We start from the raw sequence: 20,873 nt of genomic DNA, 5'->3' as shown, positions 1-20,873 counted from the left end.
AAAAGGGGAATGACATGAGCATCGTATCCGCGTTTCTTGTACCGGGCAGTCCGCTGCCGCAGTTGCGCCCCGACGTGGCGCCGTGGGGCCGCCTTCGAGACGCCTTGGCGCAAGCAGGCAAATCGCTGGCCGAATCCAAACCCGATTGCGTGCTGGTCTATTCGACGCAATGGTTCGCCGTGCTGGACCAGCTATGGATCACCCGGGCACGCAGTACCGGCCTGCATGTCGATGAAAACTGGCACGAGTTCGGCGAGCAGGCGTTCGACATCTATTCGGATGCCGCCCTGGCGCACCGCTGCGTGCAGGCTTGCAATGACGCCGGCATCAAGACACGCGGCGTCGACTATGACCAGTTTCCGATCGACACGGGCACGATCACCGTGACCACGCTGATGAACTTCGGTACGCCCGCGCTTCCCGTCGTCATCGCCGCCAACAATCTTTATCACAGCCCCGAGCAGACCGAGCAGCTGGGCGCCATCGCCGCGTCCGCCTTGCAGGACAAGCGTGTGGCGGTGGTGGGAATCGGGGGCCTGTCCAACAGCATGTTCCGCGAAACCATCGACCTTCAGGAAGACCACATTCTTTCCGACGCCGATGACGCGTGGAACCGGCGCCTGCTTGCCCTGATGGAAAGCGGCGACGTCCAAGCCCTGCGCGCAAGCCTGCCCGACTATGCCAAAGAAGCGCATCCGGACATGGGCCTCAAGCAGTTCCATTGGTTGCTGGGCGCGATGGGCGGAAGTTTCAAGCAGGCAATCGTGCATGGGTATGCACCGCTATACGGCAGCGGCGGCGCTGTCGTGGAGTTCAAGCTCCAGTAGCGCGTTTCCGCAGGGCCGGCCAGGCCAGCCCTTATTTGCCAAGGAGCAGTCGTGTTCAAGCAGTACAGAAACTTCATTGATGGCCGGTTCCAAGACAGCCAGAAGCGGTTTGCCGGCATCAACCCGGCAACGGGCCTTCGCTTTGCCGACGTGCACGAGGCCACGCAAGCGATGGTCGACGAGGCCGTCGCAGCGGGCCACCGGGCGGTACGCAGCTGGGGCGCCACGTCGGTTGCCGACCGCGCCGACATGCTCTACCGCATCGCCGACGAGATCGATCGCCGCGCGGACGACTTCCTGGACGCCGAAGTCAGCGATACGGGCAAGCCGGTGTCGCTGGCATCCAAGCTTGATATCCCGCGTGGCGCGGCCAATTTCCGTATTTTTGCGGACATCCTGAAGACAGCCCCGCTGGAGACGTTTCGCACCGAACTGGCGGGCGGTGCCCACGCCATCAACTACGCCGTCAGAAAGCCGCTGGGGGTGGTAGGCATCATTTCGCCGTGGAACCTGCCCCTGCTTTTGTTCAGCTGGAAAGTCGCGCCGGCGCTTGCGTGCGGCAATGCGGTAGTGGCCAAGCCCTCCGAAGAAACACCGGGCACCGCGACGCTGCTTGCCGAAGTAATGCAGTCGGTGGGCTTGCCCGACGGCGTGTTCAACCTGGTGCACGGCTTTGGCCCGAACTCGGCGGGGGAATTCATCACCCGGCATCCGGACATCAGCGCCATCACTTTTACCGGCGAATCAAAAACCGGCACGGCCATCATGCACGCCGCCGCTGCCGGCGTGAAGCCGGTGTCGTTCGAGCTGGGTGGCAAGAACGCGGCCATCATCTTCGCCGACTGCGACTTTGAGAAAACCGTGGAAGGCATGGCGCGCGCGGCGTTCCTGAACAGTGGCCAGGTCTGCCTGTGCTCCGAGCGCATCTTCGTTGAGCGGCCCATCTACGACCGCTTCGTGGGCGCGCTTGCCGAACGCGCCCGGCGCATCAAGCTGGGCGATCCCACGGACGCGTCGACCGACATGGGACCGGTGATTTCGGCCGCCCATCGCGACAAGGTGCTGAGCTACTACGCGCTGGCGCGGCAAGAGGGCGCGCAATTCATCGTGGGCGGTGGCACGCCAAACTTTGGCAACGCGCTGGATGGCGGCTTCTGGGTCGAGCCCACCTTGATCGCCGGCCTGGCCGATGACGCCAGATGCGTGTCGGAAGAAATATTCGGCCCCATCGGCCACGTCACGCCGTTTGATTCGGAAGCGGAAGTCATCCGTCGCGCCAACGCGACGCCGTATGGTTTGGCGGCCACCATCTGGACCAGCAACGTCAACAAGGCACACCGCGTCGCGCAGTCCATGAACGTAGGCGTCGCCTGGGTCAACGCCTGGTTCCTGCGAGACTTGCGCACGCCCTTTGGCGGCAGCGGCCTGTCGGGCATCGGCCGCGAAGGCGGGCTGCATTCCCTGAACTTCTACTCCGAACTCACCAACGTTTGCATTCACGTGGATGCACCGGACGCCGTCAATGACTGAGAAACCCATGGCCCAAAGCAAGCTGTCCTCCGCCGTCGTCCAAGGGCGCGCGCAGCCACGCGGCAAGTTCCCGCACATCAAGCGTGCCGGAGACTTTCTCTTTGTATCGGGCACCAGTTCGCGCCGCCCCGACAACAGCTTTGCAGGCGCCGACGCCGACGCCATGGGCGTGCTGGACGCCGACATCCGCGCGCAGACGCGCGCTGTCATCGAGAACATCAAGGCGATTCTTGAAAGCGCGGGCGCCAGCCTGAAAGACTTGGTCGAAGTCTCTACGTACCTGGTCGATATGGGCGACTTCAAGGGCTACAACGAGGTCTACGCCGAGTACTTCGACTACGACGGCCCCGCCAGAACCACCGTCGCCGTGCACCAGCTGCCGCATCCGCTGCTGCGCATCGAAATCAAGGCCGTGGCGTACAAGCCGATTGGTTCCAACGCTTAGAGAAAGGTCGTATCGTGATCCCCGAACACCCCGAAGAGCCGGCCAAGATCGCTCACCAAGCGTCGGCAACAGACATCAGCTTTGCCAATCTTGCCCCACAACCCCCGCTGTATCCCGCCGAAGCCGAGGACTACGCACGCGCGGCGTTGGCGCTTTCGGCTGCGGCGGTACAGCGCTGCGAACGCATTGCCGACATTCAATACGGCGACACTGCCTCGCACAAACTTGACGTGTACCCAAGCCGAAAACAAGCGGGGCAAACCAGCCCGATCCTGGTCTTCGCCCATGGCGGCGCGTGGACGAATGGCTACAAGGAATGGGTGGCGTTGATGGCTCCTGCCTTGGTCGCCGCGGGCATTACGTTTGTCTCGATATCGTATCGACTCGCGCCAGGCTTCAAATGGCAGGCGCTATTGGACGACTGCCATGCCGCGCTGTCGTGGGTGGTCCGGAACATTCACGAATATGGCGCAGACCCCGCTCGCATCGCGGTGGGAGGCCATTCCGCCGGTGGTCATCTGATGACGCTTGCCGCATTAAGCGCGCAAGGCCTGCACCGCCACGGTATTCCCGCGTCGTCGATCATTGCGTGCTTGCCCCTGTGTGCGCCGCTGGATATCCGGTATCCCGAACGCACGCCGGGCAGCGGCGAAGAGCGCACGCATCAGAACCTGCTGGATGACGTATCGGAGGCCGAATCGGCAAGCCCCGTGTGTCGGGTGAATCAGGACACGCCGCCGATGTTGCTGGCGTACGCCCGGGAGGACCTGCCTCGCATCATCAAGGGCAATCAAACGATGGAAGCCGAGCTGCGTCGGCTGGGTCGGCCCGTGGAAACCATGGTGTTAGCGGGAGATCATTTTGCGCCGGCAATCGCGGCAGGGCAGGCGGATTCGCCCTGGATGAAGCGCCTGATTCAAATCATGCAGGGATGAGCCCTGTTTAGGAAGACCCGGAGAATCCGATGAAAATTTCCCAATGCTTGGCGCTGTTGGCCCTTACCTTGTCGACGGCCGTGCAGGCGCAGTCCTGGCCGAACAAGCCCATCAAGCTCATCATTCCCTATGCTGCGGGGTCCGGCCCCGACGTGGCGACGCGTCCCGTCGCCGAGCAGATCGGGCGAATACTGAAGCAGCCGGTGATCGTGGAAAACCTGGCCAGCGCGGGCGGCATCGTGGGCACCCGCACGGTGGCCAAGGCGGCACCGGACGGGTACACGTTCGGCTTTGGCAACAACATCACCTTGGCCGTCAATGCCAGCTTCTATCGCAGCCTGCCCTATGACCCGATCAAAGACTTCGCACCCGTCGGCTTGCTCTTCGACAACCCCTATATTCTTGTCGCCGGCAAGGACTTCAAGCCGAATTCAATTCAAGAGTTCATGGCCTATGTGAAGCAGAACCCCGGCAAGGTGAACTTCGCCTCGGGAACCGGGGTGGGCTCGGGCAGCCACCTGACCGGTGAAATGATGAAAGCGGTCGGCGCCCTGGATATCACGCACGTACCGTACAAAAGCGGGTCGATGGCGCTGTCCGACGTGGTCAGCGGCCGGGTCGACGTGATGTTCGATAACGTGAACGGCGTCCAGCAGTTCATCAACAACGGAACGTTGAAAGCGTTTGCCGTCACCAGCCCCAAGCGTCTGCCCACCATGCCCAACGTGCCGACGATGGCCGAATCCGGGTTTCCCAACTTTGAAGCGGTGGCCTGGGGCGGCGTCGTGGCGCCCAAGGGCACGCCGCAGGCCATCATCAATCGCATGAACGAGGCGATCGGCCAGGCGTTGAAGACGCCCGAAGTTGTGCAAGCCAACGCCGCGATGTCGCTGAACCCGATCAGCTCGACGCCGGAAGCATTTACGGCATTCATCGCGGCCGAGACCAAACGGTGGGCCGAGACGGTCAAGGTGTCGGGGGCCAGGGCAGAGTAGGGGTGCGAACGCGGGTGGCGAACGCGGGGAGCGAACACGCCGGGGGACTGCCTATCGCGTCGCCACAACAACGTGCGCCTGAATCTTGCCCGTGATGCCGCCCGGGCCAAAGCGGTCTTCAATCGCCGAAGCGGCAACGTCCGTTGCCTTCTCCAGAATGCCGGCGTCGCGCGCTTCCAGTTCGGCGCGCATTGGCGTGCCCTGGCAATAGGCGACGGCGACGCTGCGGGGTGACTCGCCCAGGCTTTGCATGGCAATCGTATCGAAGGTGATGGCCCCGGTGAACCCGCCCGCCGCCAGCGCGCTGCGGATCTGCGCCTGGTCGTAATAGCCGTGCGGCACTTTCACCATGAACCGGGGCGGGTCTGCCGGGAACAGCGCAGCCATTGCCTGCGTGACGCAGTCGGCGAATTCGTTGTCTTCTATGCGATCCCACACGTTGAACAGGAATGCGCCACCTGGCCGCAGCACCCGGTACGCTTCGGAGAAAGCCACCGCCTTATCCGGAAAGAACATGGCGCCGAACTGGCATACCACCGCATCGAAAGCGCCATCGGCAAAGGGCAGCTTCATGGCATCGGCCTGGCGCCACGTGACGGGGCGGCTCGTGCCCAGGCTCATGGCATGTTCCAGCATCGGCTGGCTAAGATCGGTCGATACGACGGAGGTGCCGGCGGGCAGTTGGGCCGCCAGATGGCGTGTGACCGCCCCGGTGCCCGCGGCGATTTCCAGCACGGATGACGGGGCCAGGGCGGCGACTCGCCGCGTTATGTCCCGCGCATATCCGTCGAAAATCATCGGCACCAGATACCGCTCGTATAGCTGGGGAATGGGTCCGGCAAAGGCGCGTTCGCCACTGGACGTGTTCATGATGATCGACTCCACAATAGGTCGATAAGGCCGCCCGAAGTTGTGGGCGGCGCGGTTGCCGCTGTGTGCGACGACGTCATGCCGCCCGCCTTGTAGTGATGGCTTTACGCGCATGCATGAACACCAACGATAGTACGCCTGAAAATCCCGTTTCCGATGCGGCCTGGGCCACTTTCATGGCGTTGCCACCCTCAAGAAGGGGGCGCCGAGGCACCGTTTTATTCGGTGTATGCTTGCCGGGCAAAAATGCCGGTAGCCATTGCCATCCGGTCCGTTATCTTCCGATCTCCTCTTGTCCCGACACCATGATCAAGGCCTTGTTAGTTGAAGACGATCCGAAGCTCTCGCGCCTGATTGCGCAGTTTCTGGAGCAACACGGTTTTAAGGTCGCCCAGGCCTATCGCGGTGACCAGGCGGTGGAAGCGTTTCGGCGCCATGACCCGGCCATCACCATCCTGGACCTGATGCTGCCGGGCCGCGACGGCTTGCAGGTTTGCCGCGACCTGCGCGCGTTTTCTTCCGCGCCCATCCTGATGCTGACCGCGCGTGAAGACGATCTGGACCAGATTCTGGGGCTGGAGTCCGGCGCCGACGATTACGTCATCAAACCCGTGGAGCCGCGCGTGCTGCTGGCGCGCATTCGCGCCTTGATGCGCCGCCACAACCAGACGGACGCGCAGCCGGATCAACTGGCGTTCGGTCCGCTGTCGATTGACCGCCAGACGCGTTCGGTGGCCCTTGCCGGGGTGGAAGTCGATCTGACCACCATGGAATTCGAGATGCTGTGGGCGTTGGCCAGCCAGGCCGGCCAGGTGTTGACGCGCGACGATCTGCTGAACGCGGTGCGCGGCATTGAATTCAATGGCCTGGACCGCAGTGTGGACGTGTGCGTCAGCAAACTGCGCCGCAAGCTGGACGATGACCCGCGCGACCCGGCACGTATCAAGACCGTCTGGGGCAAGGGCTACCTGTTTTCTCCGAAGGCGCACGAGCTCGGCGATGCTTAAGTTCGTTCTGCGCATCTTCGTGGTGCTGGCGATTGGTTTTGTGCTGTCGAACGAAGTGGTCGATCGGGTGGCCAATTACCTTTTCGAGCCCGAGACCGCGAACTACACACGCGAAGCAGTGCGCGGGCAGCTGCACAGCCTGAAGCTGGAATTGGCCAATGTGCCGCCCGAGGCGCGCCGCGATTATGTGCGCGATACCCTGGCCCCGCATTACGGTCTGGCCTTGCGGGTGATGGACCCCGCCGACTACAACTCGCCCGACTTCGCGCTGACTGACGACGAGCGGCGAACCATCGAAGCGGGCGGCTTCTTTCTGCGTGACAAGCAGATGAGCTTCGTGTCCGCGCTGCCCGGGCCGGGCGCGCAGTGGTTGATGGTCAAGATGCCGCCCGAGCCGCTTGTCGGCACCTGGGTGATCGTGGCTATCTACACCGCGCTGGGCTTGCTGCTGTGCGGCTTCATGCTGGTGTGGGCGCTGCCGATCTGGCGCGATCTGGAAGCGCTGAAAACCGCCGCGCACCGCATGGGGCAGGGCGATTTGCAGGCGCGCGCCCGCCTGTCGCGCTATTCCAGCATCCGTGGGCTGGGCGATACGTTCAACCAGATGTCGGATCGCATTGCCGCGCTGATCAGCAATCAGCGCGAACTGACCAACGCGGTGTCGCACGAACTGCGCACGCCCATTGCGCGGCTGTCGTTCGAGCTGGACATGATCGACCGCGAGGCGGACCCGGAGGCGCGCAAGCGCTTGGTCGAGGACATGAAAAGCGACGTGGCCGAGCTGGACAGCATGGCTTCGGAACTGCTGATGTATGCGCGCTTGCAGCACAAGAGTGCAGACGTACCGTTACAAGCGCAGGACGCGCGCGGCTGGCTGGATGCCGTGGTGCAGCATGCCGCGTTCGAGGCCGAGCTGCTGGGCGTGCATTGCGAGGTGACGCGGTGCGACTCGGATGACGTCCACCTGCACGCGCGCTACATGACGCGCGCCTTGCTCAACCTGCTGCAAAACGCGATCCGGCACGCGGGCGAACGGGTACAGGTCGGGCTGACCAGCCCGGCCCCGCAGCACTATGTGCTGACGGTGGACGACGACGGACCCGGCGTGCCGCCCGCCGACCGCGAACGAATCTTTGAACCGTTTATCCGGCTGGACGAAAGCCGGGCGCGCGACACGGGCGGCACGGGGCTGGGGCTGGCCATCGTCAGCCGCGTGGCGCACTGGCACAACGGCGCCGCGCAGGTGGCCGACAGCCCCCTGGGCGGCGCCCGCTTCGTGATCAGCTGGAACGCCGCCTGACCTGGCGCTGTCTGGCCGAGCGCGGCCCGGCCGAGCGCGGCCCGACCGAACGCGGCCCGACCGAACGCGGCCCGACCGAACGCGCCGCCGACGAGGTCGCGCGCGTCACGACAAAGATCTTCACAAACTCCATACAAACCGGGAAAGATCCCGCGACGCGGCATGGATAGCATCACGGCATTCCTCTTTCGCAGGGTATGCGTCCTCCATGTTTTCGCTAAGCCGCCTGGTCGCCATCGGATCGCTGTTGCTTGCCGGCGGCGGTTGCCAGACGCTGCCGCCCGCCGCGCCCGCCACGATCGCCAAAGGCGATTACGCGGCGGTCGTGAGCTACCTGACCCAGCGCATTCCCTACGACATGGCCCTGACCAAGGTGCCCGGCGTATCGATCGCCATCGTTGAGGACCAGCGCATAGTCTGGAGCACGGGCTTTGGGGTGGCGGATGCGTCGCGGCACCGCCGCGCCACCGGGGACACGCTGTATCGCGTGGGCGCCATCAGCAAAATCGTCACGGCGGCCGGTGTGCTGCATGCTGCCGACGATGGCCGGTTGTCGCTGGACGCGCCGGCTGCGGGCGCCTTGCCCGATTGGCACGTCGAGCCGCGCCGCAACGCCATGCAGTGGATGGGCGCCGCGCCTTACACGGCACGAAGCTTGCTGAATCTGCATCCCGGCACGCTGGAAGACACGATGGGCCGCGCCCGCGCCGACATGGCTTACGCCTTGTTGGGCGACATGGTGGCGCACGTGTCCGAAGAGCCGTTCGACGCCTATGTGCGCCGCACAATTCTTCAACCCTTGAACATGCCGCGCGCCGGGTTTCGACCGCACGAGCGCATGCTGGAGCAACGCGCGGTGGGCTACCGGCGCGGCCGGCCTTGGCCGGAAGCGCCACAGCCCAACGAGGCGGCGGACGGGTTATGGGTCAGCGCATCCGAGATGGCGCGGTTTAGCAGCATGTTGTTCGCGGGCGGCGCTTACGGAAGCCGGGCTGCGGGAAATCCCGGAGGCAGGGCCGAGGTCAATGTCGACGTCAGCGCCGCCGTCAGCGCCGATGTCAGCGCAGATGTCAGCGCCAAAGTCAGCGCCAAAGTCAGCGCCGATGTCCGGCGCGTGCTGACGGCGCAATCCGCACAAACCCTGTTGGGGCTGCAAACGGTGGCGGGCGACGGGCTGGACCTGGATTGCCGATTCGCCTTGTCGTGGCTGGCCGCGCCCTGTGACGACGGCGTGGTCACCGCCACGTCCCTGCGCGAACACAGCGGGGCGACGGAAGCGTTTCATTCGCGCTGGGTGCTGGCGCCGCAGGACAAGCTGGCGGTGCTGGTCATGGGCAATTCGGATTCCAGCGAGGCGCTGGTGGCGGCGGTGGCCACCCTGGCGATGCGCATGATGCGCCAGGCCCGGCAGGGCGCCGGTCAGGGATGAAAAACGTACGTGTGGGCAGGCGGGGCGTCTGATAAATTGTGTAGACGTTTTAAGTGCCCTCGTACCTTTCTTTACAAAGGTTAATGAGATCCGAGAACTTTTCCGCTCTCGTCTCGATACATTGCCGCCTGCGGCCAATCGGCCGCTTTGACAAGCATGGAGGACGCCGATGTCGGAAATCGTGGTGTATGTCAGAAGCCAGCAAAAGCTGGGCGACCAGATCGTTGCCATGCCAACGCTATATCAGCTGAAAGAATGGTGGCCGTCTCGACGAATCAGCGTGGTTGCGCGTGACGATGTGGGCGCGTTCTACCAGGCGCTGCCGTGGGTGGATGAATTCGTGCGCACCTCGACACTTGGCGGCTATCTGCGCTGCCTGAAAAAAGAGACGCAGGTATCCGTCAGCCTGCATCACAGCAGCGAACGTTTCGGCCTGGTCAATCTGCTGCGCTTGCCGCCCATCCGCCTGGGCTTTCGCCACGGACGGCTGACCGACATCGTGTGGACGCATTGGCACCGCAAGAACATCGCCGAATATATCGGGCAGGCCAACTTGAACATGCTGGCTTCCTATCGTCCCTTTGACGTTGAGCGCGTGCCGCGCGCCTGTTTTGAAGCGCTGGCGGGCTCGCATTTGCGCACCGCGCAAAGTGCCGATGTGGTGATGATTCCCGGCGGCGGTTCGGGCGCGTTCAAGCGATGGAGCCTGGCCAACTATGTGCAGTTGGCAGACGGCCTGAAGCGCGTGATGGGCGAGGGCGCCCGCTTCCTCTTCGTGCTGGGCCAGCAAGAGGCCGCTGAGCGAGACGCCTTGCAGGCGATGCAGCGGCCGGAATTTGCGGTTGCGTATTGCCGCTCGATTCCAGAGCTAAGCGCCATCATGCTGCACGCGCGCCTGGTGGTCGCCAACGACTGCGGGCCCTCGCATATCGCGCAAGGCGCCTGTGTGCCCTACGTGGGCATTTTCAACGAAACGAATCCTGAGTGGTTCTGGCAGCGGCCCGGCTCGGCCGCTGTGGTGCCGCGCCGCCCTCAGGACGGCATCAACGCCATCACGCCCGACGAGGTCCTGGCTGCCTGCCGCAATGTACTGGAGCATCATGCGCATCCTGCACACGCTGGCTGAACCCAGTCTTGGCGGGCTGGAATTTCGCACGTTGGAACAGGCAAGTTGGCTGCAAAGGCATGGCTACGACGTAGCTATCGCAGCACCCTCGGGTAGCGCCGTCAGTGGCGCGGCGCGCGAGCGCAACCTGACAACCGTGGACATCGACTTCAAGCCGGCGTACACGCCGTCGACCGTGCTGGCATTGCGCCGCGCGGTGAAGGCATTGAATATCCAGGTAATCGACAGCCACAGTCGCGCCGACGGTAAAGCCGCCGCGCTGTGCCGCGACCTGTGCGCGGTGGTTCGAACCCGGCATTTCGCCAAACCCATGCGCACGTCGCCACGCCGGCGGCTGGAATGGCGCTTCGGCTGCGATCACGTCATCGCCACCAGCAACGTGGGCAAGCAGGAACTGCTGGCGGCGCGGCTGTTTCGCGACGACCGCATCAGTGTCGTGGGTGAATGGGCGGGCGACGAGTTCTTCCGCCAGGCCGAGGACGCGGACGCGTCATTGCGCATTCGCCGAGGCCTGGAGATGCCGGCCCCGGACGAGGCATACGTCATTGCCACCGTGGGCATGTTGCGTCCGGAAAAAGGCCAGGCCGATCTGCTGCGTGTGGTGCATCGACTGCGCGCGCTGGGCGTGCCTGCCGTGGCTCTCGTCGTGGGCATGCCCACCGCCGCCACCCGCGCCTATGCGTACGAGCTTTACCGTTTGGCGATAGAGCTGGGCATCTCGGACCACGCGGTGTTCGCCGGACACCGCACCGATGTGCCCGACATGATCCGGGCGGCGGACGTGGTGCTGGTGCCCTCGGCAGCGGAAGCCTGGTCGCGCGTGGTGCCCGAGGCTTACGCCATGGGCCGGCCCGTTGTCGCCAGCGACGTCGGCGGCCTGCCCGAAATTGTCGTGCCCGGCCAGACCGGCTGGCTGGCCGCGCCGGGTGACATCGCGGGCTATGTCGACCGCATCCTGCAAATCCGACGCAACGCCTGCGATGCGCAGGCGGTCGTGACCCGCGCCCGGACATACGCCGAGACGAATTTCCGGCTGAGCGAAAAGATGTTCCACACGCTGGACGCGTACCGCCGCGCCATGGAGCCGGGCTTGCGCGCGGGTGCTTACCGTTCGCCGTCAGCCGTGTGCGCCGTCCCGGCCTATATCGAACCGTTGGAGGTACAGGCGCACGACTATTTGTTGACCGGCACAGGCGCGCGCGGCCGCACGGGCATCCTGCTGGTTCATGGCCTGGCGGGCACACCGGAAGACATGCGTGCGCTGGCGCTGGGGTTGCACCGTCGCGGCTACACCGTGCTGGCTGTCAAGCTGGCCGGTCATTGCGGCACGCTGGATGAACTGGTGCGCACAAGCTGGCTGGATTGGCTTGCAAGCGTGCGGCGCGGTGCCGACCTGCTGGCAAGCCGCGTCGACCACCTGGTGGTGGGCGGACAGGCGGTCGGCGCCATGCTGGCCCTGGCCCTGGCGCAGGAACGCCCGCTGCACGTGGCCGGCGTACTGGCGCTATCCCCCGTGTTCCGTCACGACGGCCCAGGCTTGCGGCGCTACGCGAGGCTGGGCTTGCTGTTGCCGCTTTTGCATACGCTTTTGCATACTCTGCGCATCGGTCGCCATCGCGTGATTGCGAACCGCGACACGTCGCTGCCCCGCATCCCCTGGTGGTCGCTGGCCCAGGCGCGAAAACTCGCGGTGTCGGTATGGCGACGGATGCATATATTGCGCGCCCCGTGCCTCGTTTTGCACGCGCGCAACGATGACATCGCCTCGGTCTCGAACGCCTTCGACATTGTGAAGCGCGCCTGCAACGCAAACGTGTCCCTGCATTTGCTGGACGACAACCGCAACGCAATGACCCCGCTTGCCCTCGAACGCAACGACGTGACCGCGCGGGTAGCGGCGTTCGTCAACGACATCGTGGAAACGCCGGCGGGTCAGGAGGCCGTCAATGTGGCGTGACGGGCGGGATGGCAAGGCCATTGCAGCGCGACGACCGATCACTTTGCGTCCTCGATGCTGCAAAGCCCAGGCAATGAATCACGGTGTGACGCTCTGCAAACGTGTGCAGGTTCGGCCAGCCCGTCGGCGCCGATTCCCGTCAACGCCCCGCCACCTGTAGCGCCGCGTCGGCGAACGCCCGCGGCGCCTCTTGCGGCAGGTTGTGACCGATACCGCCGGTGATCGTGCGGTGCTGGTATTTGCCCGTGAACTGCTTGGCGTAGGCGGCGGGTGGCGGGTGCGGGGCACCGCTGGCGTCCCCTTCCAGCGTGATCGTGGGTACGGTGATCTTCGGAGCGGCGGCCAGTGTCGATGTGGTGGCGAGCAGGCGGCGGCGCTGCGGGTCAGTGGGTTTGGTCATCGTGAAAGCTCCTGAAAAAGTTCGCGGGTTTGGACGGGCTGCGAACGATTTATAGGGACTGCGCGATGGTGTCGGGTGTCGCAATGTACCGTCCCGGCAGACGGATACAGCGATGCAAAACAGGCGGTATTTCCCTTATCTACCGACCCAGCGCGTGCGCCGTCTCTTCCGGTGGCCCCTTCAGCCGCTTCAGGAACCATCTGCCCGCCGGCCCCGGTGGCGTGTCTTTCCGGTAGATCGCGAACATGGCGATGGGCGGGGTGCGCGGTTGAAAAGCCTCGATGCGCAACTTGACCAGCGCGCCGGCCTCCAGGTCCGACTGCACCATTTCCGTGGGCATGTGGCCCCATCCGAAGCCGGCACGCAAGAACGCGTGCTTGGCGCCAAGATCGGCAAGCCGCCAGATCTGGGGCGAAAGCACGCCGAATGTCGCGCCTTCGGTCAGCGTGGTGCGGTCTGTCAGCACCAGTTGCACGTGTTCCTCCAGGTCGCGCGTGCGGATAAGACCCTGATGCGACGCCAGCGGGTGTGACGGTGCGGCCACCGTCAACATGGGCACGTCCAACAGCTTTTCTGCGTCGAGCAGATCCGGCACCGCCGGCATCGAACCGCTGATGCCAAGCCGGCAAGCCTGTTCCAGCACCGGTTGCACGACGGCGCCCAGGGCTTCGACATACAGCCGCAGCGGCGTGTGCGGAAACGCTTGGCGGAAAGCGCCAACGGTGTCCGTCAACGATGCCATGGGGTACATGACGTCCACCACCACCGACAGTTCAGCTTCCAGCCCCTCGGCAATCGCGCGGGCTTTGGATTTGAACCCGTCCATGCCGCCGACCACCAGGCGCGCTTGCGCCAACAGCGCGGCGCCCTCTTCGGTCAGGCGGGGATAGCGGCCATTGCGGTCAAAGAGACGCACGCCAAGCTGGTTTTCAAGATTCGCCAGCGTGTGGCTGACCACCGACTGGGCACGCCTGAGTTTGCGGCCCGCGGCTGAGAAGCTTCCTTCGTCAGCGGCGGCAATGAAAGTGCGCAACTGGTCTAACGAAACGGCGTCGAGCATATATCGATGAAGTAGATGGATTGCATCTAGAAATATAGGCTATGTGGATACCTGTCAAGTCTCTATTCTGCGGACATCAACTCTTTGGAAAGGATGATTCACATGACCTCGAACCTCAATGCCCACCCAGCCATCCCGGCTATCGGCCGCGCTTTCATCGCGGCAATCTTCCTGCTTAGCGGTATCGGCAAGCTGATGGACCCCGGCGCCACCTTGGCCTATATCGGGTCGCTGGGGCTGCCCAGTCCGGAGCTGGGCCTGGTGGCCGCCGCGGCGCTGGAATTGGGTGGCTCTCTGTTGCTGATAGTCGGTTACCGCACGCGGCCGACCGCCCTGCTGTTGGCCGTTTACGCCCTGGTGACCGCGCTGATCTTCCACCATGCGTTGGCCGACCAGAACCAGATGTTTCATTTCCTGAAGAACCTGGCCATGGCAGGCGGCCTGCTACAGGTCGTGGCATTCGGCGCAGGCGGCTTCAGCGTGGACAACCGCCGTGCGCAAGCCAAGCGCGCGCTGGCCTGATCGCATCCACCGGAACAAAGGAAACCATCATGACCATCGCGACAGAACTGCTACGGCAACACCTGCAATTGCTGGTTGACGACAACCCGACGTGGCAGACACTGATTCATGACGACATCGTGTGGGACCTGCCCTATGCGCCCAGCCTGGGCCACCCGTTGCAACTTGAGGGCCGCGATGCCGTCCTGCGCCACGCGGGTTGGTTCGTGGACGCGGTGAGCGACTTCCGCTTCTTCGATACCCAGATCGTCGCCACCGACGACGCGCACCATGCCGTCGTCCGAGTGCAGGCGGAAGGCAAGGTTGCGGCGACGGGACGGCACTATCAACAAGAGTACGTGGTGTTTTTGACCGTGCGCGACGGGCGTATTGCCCGGCTGCGTGAGTACTTCGATCCGGTGAAGGCCGCGTTGGCCTTCGATGCCCCGATTGTGGGCGTTCCTTCAAGGAGCATCTGATGAAAGCCATCCGTGTGTTTGCCTACGGCACCCCCGACATGCTGACCCTGGCCGAAGTGGACGATCCCGTCCCCGGCGAAAACGAAGTTTTGATCGACGTCGCCACGGCGGCGGTAAACCCGATTGACTGGAAAATCGTCAGCGGCTCGATGCAGGCGTTCATCAAGCTGGCGCTGCCGTTCACCCCGGGCGTCGATGCCGCCGGTACCGTCGTCGCCGTCGGACGTAATGTCACTACGTTGGCGCCGGGGGACGAGGTAATGGGCTTCATCGGCATCGTTGGCGCCTACGCAAGCAGGGTAGTCGTCGATGCGGCCCGGCTGGCGCGAAAGCCGGCGGGGCTGAGTTTTGCCCAGGCGGCCGCCATGCCCGCGGCAACGCTTACGGCCTGGCAGGCGCTACACGAACACGGCGCGCTGCAATCGGGCCAGTCGGTCTTGATTCATGCGGCGGCCGGAGGGGTGGGAAGCGCAGCGGTTCAGTTGGCCAGCCTGGCGGGCGCGCAGGTGATCGGCACCGCGTCGGCCAGCAACCGCGACTATGTTCTTGAACTTGGCGCCACGCAATTCATCGACTATCGGGCAGGCGACTTTTCCCAGCAGGTGCCCAAGGTTGATCTTGTGATTGATCTGGTCGGCGCAAGCACGCAGGCGCGTTCGTGGTCGGTACTGAAGCAGGGAGGCACCCTGGTGTCGACGGTCAGCCGGCCGGACACCGACCATGCCGACATCCCGGCGGGGGCAACCGGAAAGCACTTCACAACCCGCTCCGACGGGCAGCTGTTGACGGATCTGGCGGCGCTATACGCATCCGGTGGTCTGCACGCCCATCTGGATTCGGCCTTTCCCCTGGCGGAGGCAAACCGTGCCCTCGAACGCAGCATGGGCGGCCACGTGCGCGGGAAGGTCATTCTTGATATGTCGGCTTGACGCGACGGGGTGCGAAGGCGCTTGTCGGCAGCGGCAGGTCGGCAAGCGTCCCGTTGCCGGCTTCCGACCGCCAACGCCTGTCGCTTCCGGTCAATCGCCGTGCGCGTCTTGTCAATTCCCCCCGAGCGGGCGCCCCTAAGATTCCCTGCATCTCCCCGTGCAGGCTATCTGACAGGCATCCGGCCCCGCTCCCCATGATTACGCTCTACGACCATCCCCGATCCGGCAATTGCTACAAGGTGCGCCTCTTCCTGGCGTTGATCGCATTGCCCTATCGGCGTGAGTTCATGGATGTGCTGGCGCGCAAGAACCAGACCGAGGCGTTCGAACGCATCAGCGCGTGGAGGCAGGTCCCGGCGATCGATGACGAGGGTCTGGCCGTTTGGGACAGCCACGCCATCCTGATGTACCTGGCGCAGAAGCACGCCCCGCAGTGGCTGGCGCCGCTTCCTCATAGCGCGCAGATGCACGCGTGGCTGTCGGTGTCGGCCAACGAAATTGCCAACAGCTTGCAGCCGTTGCGGCTGACCAAGGTGGTCAGCCATGCCGAGGCCGCGCATCACCTGGGCGTCAGTGAAGCGCTGCTTGATGTGCAGGGGCTGGAGCAGCGAACGGATCGGCTGTTGCACCAGCTGGAAAAGCGCCTTGGCGTCAGCCCTTGGCTGGCGACCGTACGCAGCGTCGCGGACATCGCCTGTTATGGCTATCTGGCATTGGCAGAAGAGGCCGGCATCGATCTGGACGGCTATCCCGCCCTGTCGGCTTGGCGCCGGCGCATCGAAGAACTGCCGGGTTACGTCGCGCCACAACACACCAACACAAAACACACTGGGGAAAAACATGGAAGCGATCTCTCGACCTGACGTGAACGTAGGGGCTGGAAAAAAGCCGAACCTGCTTCGAATCTCTGTGGCCACGGTAGTGGGCACAGCCGTTGAAGCGTTTGATTTTCTGGCGTACGGCACCGCCGCCGCACTGGTTTTCAATAAGCTCTTCTTCCCGCAGTTCGACCCCTTGACCGGCACGCTGGCGGCGTTTGCCGCCTTTGCCAGCGGCATGCTGGCGCGGCCCATCGGCGGGATCCTGTTCGGGCACTTCGGGGACCGCATCGGGCGCAAGTCCATGCTGACGCTTAGCCTGCTCATGATGGGCATCTGTACGGTGCTGATCGGGCTGTTGCCCACCTACGAGCAAATTGGCGTGTGGGCGCCGATCTTGCTGGTGGCGCTACGCATCGGGCAAGGCCTGTCGTTTGGTGGCGAACTGGGCGGTGCCATGCTGATGGCGGTGGAACACGCGCCACCGCGATGGAAGGGCTTGTTTGGCAGCCTGCCTTTAGTGGGGTCGCCGCTGGGCATCCTGCTGTCGGTGGGCGCCTTCGCCCTGGTCACGCGGCTGCCTGAAGAAGACTTTCTGGCGTGGGGCTGGCGGCTGCCGTTCCTGGCCAGTGCGGTGTTGATCGTGGTGGGGATATTGATACGCCGTGGCATCGACGAGTCGCCGGATTTCGCCCGCGTCAAGGCCGAGCAGACGCAGGTAAAACTGCCCGTGGCCGAATTGCTGGGCAAGCATGGCAAGGCGTTGTTGCTGTGCGTGGGATGCAAGCTGGCCGAAGTGACGTTGATCTACACCTTCCTCGTGTTCTCCGTGTCGTATGCGGTATCCACGCTGGGCTTTAGCCGATCAGACGCGCTGCAAGCGCTGCTTTACGGCGCGGCGGTGATGACGTTCACCATTCCCGTCTTCGGCATGTTGGGCGACCGCTTCGGCGCAAGACGCGTTTGCGGATGGGGTGGGCTGTTGCTGGCCGTGATGGCAGTGCCGATTTTCATGGCCGTGGGCAGCGGCTCGCTGTTTGCTTACAGCGTGGCCGCGTTCGTCGCCATGGCCCTGAACTACGCCATGATGATTGCGCCTCAGTCCAGCCTTTACGCGGCCCAGTTTCCGCCAGAGCTGCGTTACTCGGGCCTGTCGATCGGCGTGCAGTTTTCCGCCGCAATCGGGGGTGGCCTGGCGCCGATGGTGTCGGCAATGTTGGTGGCTCGGTTCGATAGCATCGTGCCCGTGGGCGCGTACCTGGCGGTGCTGGGCGTCGTTGCGGGCACGTCGGCGTTCTTGATGAAGCCCACCACCCGGGCACGCTCCGCGCCCTGATCTTCAGCCGGCCGATTACTGATCCCGCGCCAGCGCCGCCGCACGATATTTGTTCGGCGGGCTGCCGAAGCGTTGCTGAAAGCATCGGCTGAAGTGGCTGGCGTCCTGAAACCCACAGGCCAGCGCAATGTCCTTGACGGGGACATGCGCCCTGCACGGATCTTCCAGTGCGCTGCGGGCCAGTTGCAGCCGGCGCTCGCGCACGTACTGGCCATACTGGATGCCGCGCATCTGGAACAAGCGATGCACCCAGCGGCTGGAAGCGCGCAGCGCGCGCGCCACCGCCGCCACGGACAAGTCGTTGTCGGTGATGTGCGTATCCACGTAGCTGGTAATCGCCTGCCAGCTTTCGATGGGGCCGCGCTCGGTGGTCGGCAATTGCTCCAGCGCCTGGCTGGTGTAGATGGCCGCCAGCAAAGAGATCAGCGCCTGTTCCGCAAACATGCTGGACGTGGGGCTGGCGGCGTCGGGCTGCTCAAAAAAAACATGCCCGAGGCAGTGGTGGGCCGTGCGCACCATCGGCAGCGTCGATGCCGCGCGTTGCGCCGTGAACTGCGAGATATCCTGCAAGTGCATGCCCAGCAGGTTCAGCAAGGACCCCTTGATCACGACCAGCCTGGAGTCCGTCAGCATGCGCACTTCGGAAGGCAGGGCGGTGGTACGAAAAATGATGTCGCCCGTTTCCACGGGCAGGCTCGCGCCGTTCTGGCTGATGGTGCCGTGTCCCTCGATGATGAAGCTGGCCAGGAATTCCGCCCGCAGCGCATCGGCCGCGTGTTCGGCCCGGTGCTGCACCGTCATGGGCGTGGATTCCAGGTTCACGGCCAGGCCGCCCGCGCGCAGGCGGCATGCCTGCAAATGCAGACGCGGTTGCAGGGTCAGCGGCAGGAAGTCTCCCGGCAGCACCAGCTTGTTCAGCCGCGCCTGATAGCCGGACAGTTCGGCCTCGTAAAAGGGACGAAAACGGGGGGCGAAATTCAGGTCCGGCTCTTGCTGGGAAGCGGCAGGCGGAAGCGAAGGGACGGCTTGCATGTCGATGGATGAACCCGACTTTCTGGGCGGGCCAAGCGCCCGCGAAATCATTGTATCGACGCTGATCGCGCACGCACCTGCCGTTTACCCTAGGCCCTGGCACTCTAGGACAAGCCCTGTGCAGTTGGGGGCAAGGCCCGGAAAACCGCTGCCGGATGTAATGGCAAGGGTGTGCCACCCGGCAAGGCTTCAGGAGATGAGTGTGGATGACAAGGCAATGCAGTCCGACGCGTTTTTCAAGCGCTCGGCCGACAAGCTGGATTTTGGCAACTGGAACGTGCGGGAAAAAATCGCCCTAAGCTGCCGCATCCTGGCAAGGGAAGGGCACTCGGAGACGCTGGCAGGGCAGATCACCGTGAAGAACGATGACGGCTCCTACTACACGACGGCGCTGGCCCAGGCCTTCGACGAGATCCGGCCCGACACGGTGATTCGCATCAACGACGACATGGACGTGCTGGAAGGAGAGGGCACGCCCAATCCCGCCGTGCGGTTTCATTTTTGGGTCTATCGCAACCGGCCGGATGTGCGCTGCATCGTGCATACCCACCCGCCTTATGTGTCGACCCTGGCCATGACCGGGCGCCCGCTGGTGGTGTCGCACATGGACGCGACGCCGTTTCACAACGACTGTGCACATCTGAAGGAATGGCCGGGCTTGCCGATCGCCGACCAGGAGGGCGAAATCATTTCCGCCGCCTTGGGCAAAAAGCGCTGCGTGCTGTTGGCCAACCACGGGTTCCTGGCGGCCACCGCTTCTGTGGAAGAAACCCTGTATCTGTCGGTGCTGATCGAGCGCGCCGCGCGTAATCAATTGCTGGCCGCTGCCGCCTACGGCGAGGTGAAGCCGGTGGACGATGCACTGGCGGCCGAGTCGCACGACTTTCTGCTCAAGCCCAGCATCGTGCGAGCCAGCTTTGCCATGTTTGCGCGTCGTATCGAACGGCAGGGCATTGCGCAGGCATACGCAAAGCCCTAGGCGAAAGGCAACAAGACCGCAACAAGACCGCAACGAGACCGCAACAAGACCGCAACAAGACCGCAGCGAAACGGCCCCAGACCAAAGGGCCGCCTCAAAACAAAAAAGGCCGGCCGCAAAGAGCGGGCCGGCCTTTTTGATCCACCACGACACTGCTTACGCGTCGGCGGCGCCTTCCTCAACCGCAGCCGTCGGCTGCACTTGGTTAATCAGCGCGGGCCAGGTGTTGATCGACAGCAGATGGCAGTACACCAGCGGCAGCCAGCCATTGGCGCGCCAGCGCAGGAACTCGTCGTCCGGCAGCTTGTTGAACTTGGCTTCGTCGATCACCTTGAAGCCGGACATGGCCAGGCGCTGGCCATCGGGCAGGGTGATGTCGGCGCGGTTCTCGATGAGCAGATCGGCGGCGGCCAGGGCCTGCGCGAACTCCATCGTGTAGGCGTGCTGGTTCTGGTAGTCGCGGCAGAATTCCAGCGCGCTGCGGGCCAGGTCGGTGGGCTCACCGGCTTCGTCGAAGAACGGATTGTCGCGGCCTTCGACCACCGAGGCGGCCTTCTCGTCGACGCACAGCGTGAACTGGCTGCGGTCTTCGTTCTCCATGAAGATGAAGGGATAGCGGCGCACGTAAGCCGGGATGTAGGTGCCGGCGCGCCATTGGCCGTCGGCGTCGACGAACAGGTTTTCCTGGCCGCGCACGCCCAGCACCGCGACGGGCGTGGGCTGATCGCCGTCAGTGAAGACGATGGGAAAGTGGCGGCAGGCGGTCGGCAGCTCGGTGGCCACCAACGGCACGGCGTTGGTGGTGGCGGCATAGGCAAAGCCCGTGTTGCCGGCCAGCGACAGGTTGGCGTGCACGCCGGCAGCCAGGGGACGGGGTTGTTCGTAGAACAGGGGAAGCGAAGTCTGCGTAGTCATGGT

Annotated in this window: 20 protein-coding genes and 1 pseudogene; 16 read left to right on the top strand and 5 right to left on the bottom strand. The window is 64.1% G+C overall.

The features are described from left to right. Nucleotides 1-14 precede the first annotated feature (14 nt). From AC6LJY_RS02930 to AC6LJY_RS02910, 5 genes are read left to right on the top strand one after another with little or no spacing between them, the layout of a single operon-like run. A complete protein-coding gene (locus AC6LJY_RS02930; RefSeq protein ID WP_498135261.1) occupies nt 15-827 on the top strand; it encodes a DODA-type extradiol aromatic ring-opening family dioxygenase in 813 nt (270 codons plus the stop codon). Nucleotides 828-878: 51 nt separating this feature from the next. Next, nucleotides 879-2,357: a 2-hydroxymuconic semialdehyde dehydrogenase gene (locus tag AC6LJY_RS02925; RefSeq protein WP_498135260.1), complete on the top strand. Its 1,479-nt coding sequence runs from the start codon at nt 879-881 to the stop codon at nt 2,355-2,357. A 7-nt stretch (nt 2,358-2,364) separates the two neighbouring features. Further along, on the top strand, nt 2,365-2,802 hold the full coding sequence (locus tag AC6LJY_RS02920) for a Rid family hydrolase (protein WP_314363416.1): 438 nt from the start codon (nt 2,365-2,367) through the stop codon (nt 2,800-2,802). A gap of 14 nt (nt 2,803-2,816) precedes the next feature. Beyond that, entirely contained in the window at nt 2,817-3,737 is a 921-nt protein-coding gene (locus AC6LJY_RS02915) for an alpha/beta hydrolase (protein ID WP_498135259.1), read from the top strand. A 29-nt stretch (nt 3,738-3,766) separates the two neighbouring features. Next, nucleotides 3,767-4,732, top strand: a complete 966-nt coding sequence (locus tag AC6LJY_RS02910; protein ID WP_498135258.1) for a Bug family tripartite tricarboxylate transporter substrate binding protein — start codon at nt 3,767-3,769, stop codon at nt 4,730-4,732. Nucleotides 4,733-4,783: 51 nt separating this feature from the next. On the opposite strand, the gene AC6LJY_RS02905 is transcribed toward AC6LJY_RS02910, so the two are convergent. After that, on the bottom strand, nt 4,784-5,602 hold the full coding sequence (locus tag AC6LJY_RS02905) for a class I SAM-dependent methyltransferase (protein ID WP_498135257.1): 819 nt from the start codon (nt 5,600-5,602) through the stop codon (nt 4,784-4,786). Between the two features lie 305 nt (nt 5,603-5,907). On the opposite strand from AC6LJY_RS02905, the gene AC6LJY_RS02900 reads away from it, so the two are divergent. From AC6LJY_RS02900 to AC6LJY_RS02880, 5 genes are all read left to right on the top strand, one after another. Next, on the top strand, nt 5,908-6,609 hold the full coding sequence (locus tag AC6LJY_RS02900) for a response regulator (protein ID WP_104142070.1): 702 nt from the start codon (nt 5,908-5,910) through the stop codon (nt 6,607-6,609). Then, complete coding sequence (locus tag AC6LJY_RS02895) at nt 6,602-7,909, top strand: ATP-binding protein (protein ID WP_498135256.1); 1,308 nt, start codon at nt 6,602-6,604, stop codon at nt 7,907-7,909. The genes AC6LJY_RS02900 and AC6LJY_RS02895 overlap by 8 nt, the downstream gene beginning before the upstream one ends. Before the next feature lie 208 nt (nt 7,910-8,117). Further along, nucleotides 8,118-9,338: a serine hydrolase domain-containing protein gene (locus tag AC6LJY_RS02890; protein WP_498135255.1), complete on the top strand. Its 1,221-nt coding sequence runs from the start codon at nt 8,118-8,120 to the stop codon at nt 9,336-9,338. Nucleotides 9,339-9,507: 169 nt separating this feature from the next. Beyond that, a complete protein-coding gene (locus AC6LJY_RS02885) occupies nt 9,508-10,464 on the top strand; it encodes a glycosyltransferase family 9 protein (RefSeq protein ID WP_314362729.1) in 957 nt (318 codons plus the stop codon). Next, entirely contained in the window at nt 10,439-12,421 is a 1,983-nt protein-coding gene (locus AC6LJY_RS02880; RefSeq protein ID WP_498135254.1) for a glycosyltransferase, read from the top strand. Before AC6LJY_RS02885 ends, AC6LJY_RS02880 begins: the two co-directional genes overlap by 26 nt. A gap of 139 nt (nt 12,422-12,560) precedes the next feature. On the opposite strand, the pseudogene AC6LJY_RS02875 reads toward AC6LJY_RS02880, so the two are convergent. Together AC6LJY_RS02875 and AC6LJY_RS02870 are read right to left on the bottom strand one after the other, a co-directional pair. Next, nucleotides 12,561-12,767 (bottom strand): annotated as a pseudogene (locus tag AC6LJY_RS02875) (alpha/beta hydrolase); the annotation flags it as partial. A gap of 193 nt (nt 12,768-12,960) precedes the next feature. Then, the gene (locus tag AC6LJY_RS02870) at nt 12,961-13,881 is read right to left on the bottom strand and encodes a LysR family transcriptional regulator (RefSeq protein ID WP_485857219.1); all 921 of its coding nucleotides are present in this window, start codon (nt 13,879-13,881) and stop codon (nt 12,961-12,963) included. A gap of 93 nt (nt 13,882-13,974) precedes the next feature. On the opposite strand from AC6LJY_RS02870, the gene AC6LJY_RS02865 reads away from it, so the two are divergent. From AC6LJY_RS02865 to AC6LJY_RS02845, 5 genes are all read left to right on the top strand, one after another. Further along, nucleotides 13,975-14,403 (top strand): DoxX family protein, encoded by a 429-nt coding sequence (locus AC6LJY_RS02865; protein WP_448705073.1) that lies wholly within the window; start codon nt 13,975-13,977, stop codon nt 14,401-14,403. 29 nt (nt 14,404-14,432) lie between these two features. After that, a complete protein-coding gene (locus AC6LJY_RS02860) occupies nt 14,433-14,861 on the top strand; it encodes a nuclear transport factor 2 family protein (RefSeq protein ID WP_498135253.1) in 429 nt (142 codons plus the stop codon). Between the two features lie 38 nt (nt 14,862-14,899). Then, nucleotides 14,900-15,790 carry an NADP-dependent oxidoreductase gene (locus AC6LJY_RS02855; protein WP_498135252.1) on the top strand — a complete coding sequence of 297 codons (891 nt, stop codon included), beginning with the start codon at nt 14,900-14,902 and terminating at the stop codon, nt 15,788-15,790. Nucleotides 15,791-15,984: 194 nt separating this feature from the next. Next, the gene (locus AC6LJY_RS02850; RefSeq protein WP_314362724.1) at nt 15,985-16,653 is read left to right on the top strand and encodes a glutathione S-transferase N-terminal domain-containing protein; all 669 of its coding nucleotides are present in this window, start codon (nt 15,985-15,987) and stop codon (nt 16,651-16,653) included. After that, nucleotides 16,631-17,944, top strand: coding sequence for an MFS transporter (locus tag AC6LJY_RS02845; protein ID WP_046803833.1), 1,314 nt, complete (start codon nt 16,631-16,633; stop codon nt 17,942-17,944). The genes AC6LJY_RS02850 and AC6LJY_RS02845 overlap by 23 nt, the downstream gene beginning before the upstream one ends. A 15-nt stretch (nt 17,945-17,959) precedes the next feature. Here AC6LJY_RS02845 and AC6LJY_RS02840 read toward each other — a convergent pair whose 3' ends face one another. Then, entirely contained in the window at nt 17,960-18,976 is a 1,017-nt protein-coding gene (locus AC6LJY_RS02840) for a helix-turn-helix domain-containing protein (RefSeq protein WP_498135251.1), read from the bottom strand. A 196-nt stretch (nt 18,977-19,172) separates the two neighbouring features. Here AC6LJY_RS02840 and AC6LJY_RS02835 point away from each other — a divergent pair, with 196 nt between their 5' ends. Continuing rightward, nucleotides 19,173-19,955 carry an aldolase gene (locus AC6LJY_RS02835; RefSeq protein ID WP_498135332.1) on the top strand — a complete coding sequence of 261 codons (783 nt, stop codon included), beginning with the start codon at nt 19,173-19,175 and terminating at the stop codon, nt 19,953-19,955. A gap of 156 nt (nt 19,956-20,111) precedes the next feature. On the opposite strand, the gene AC6LJY_RS02830 is transcribed toward AC6LJY_RS02835, so the two are convergent. After that, on the bottom strand, nt 20,112-20,870 hold the full coding sequence (locus AC6LJY_RS02830) for a SapC family protein (RefSeq protein WP_498135250.1): 759 nt from the start codon (nt 20,868-20,870) through the stop codon (nt 20,112-20,114). Nucleotides 20,871-20,873 lie beyond the last annotated feature (3 nt).

This window comes from Achromobacter sp. RT286_PF (assembly GCF_059760425.1).
The sequence above is the reverse complement of the archived record's forward strand: the minus strand, read 5'-3'. Positions and strand labels throughout refer to the sequence as shown.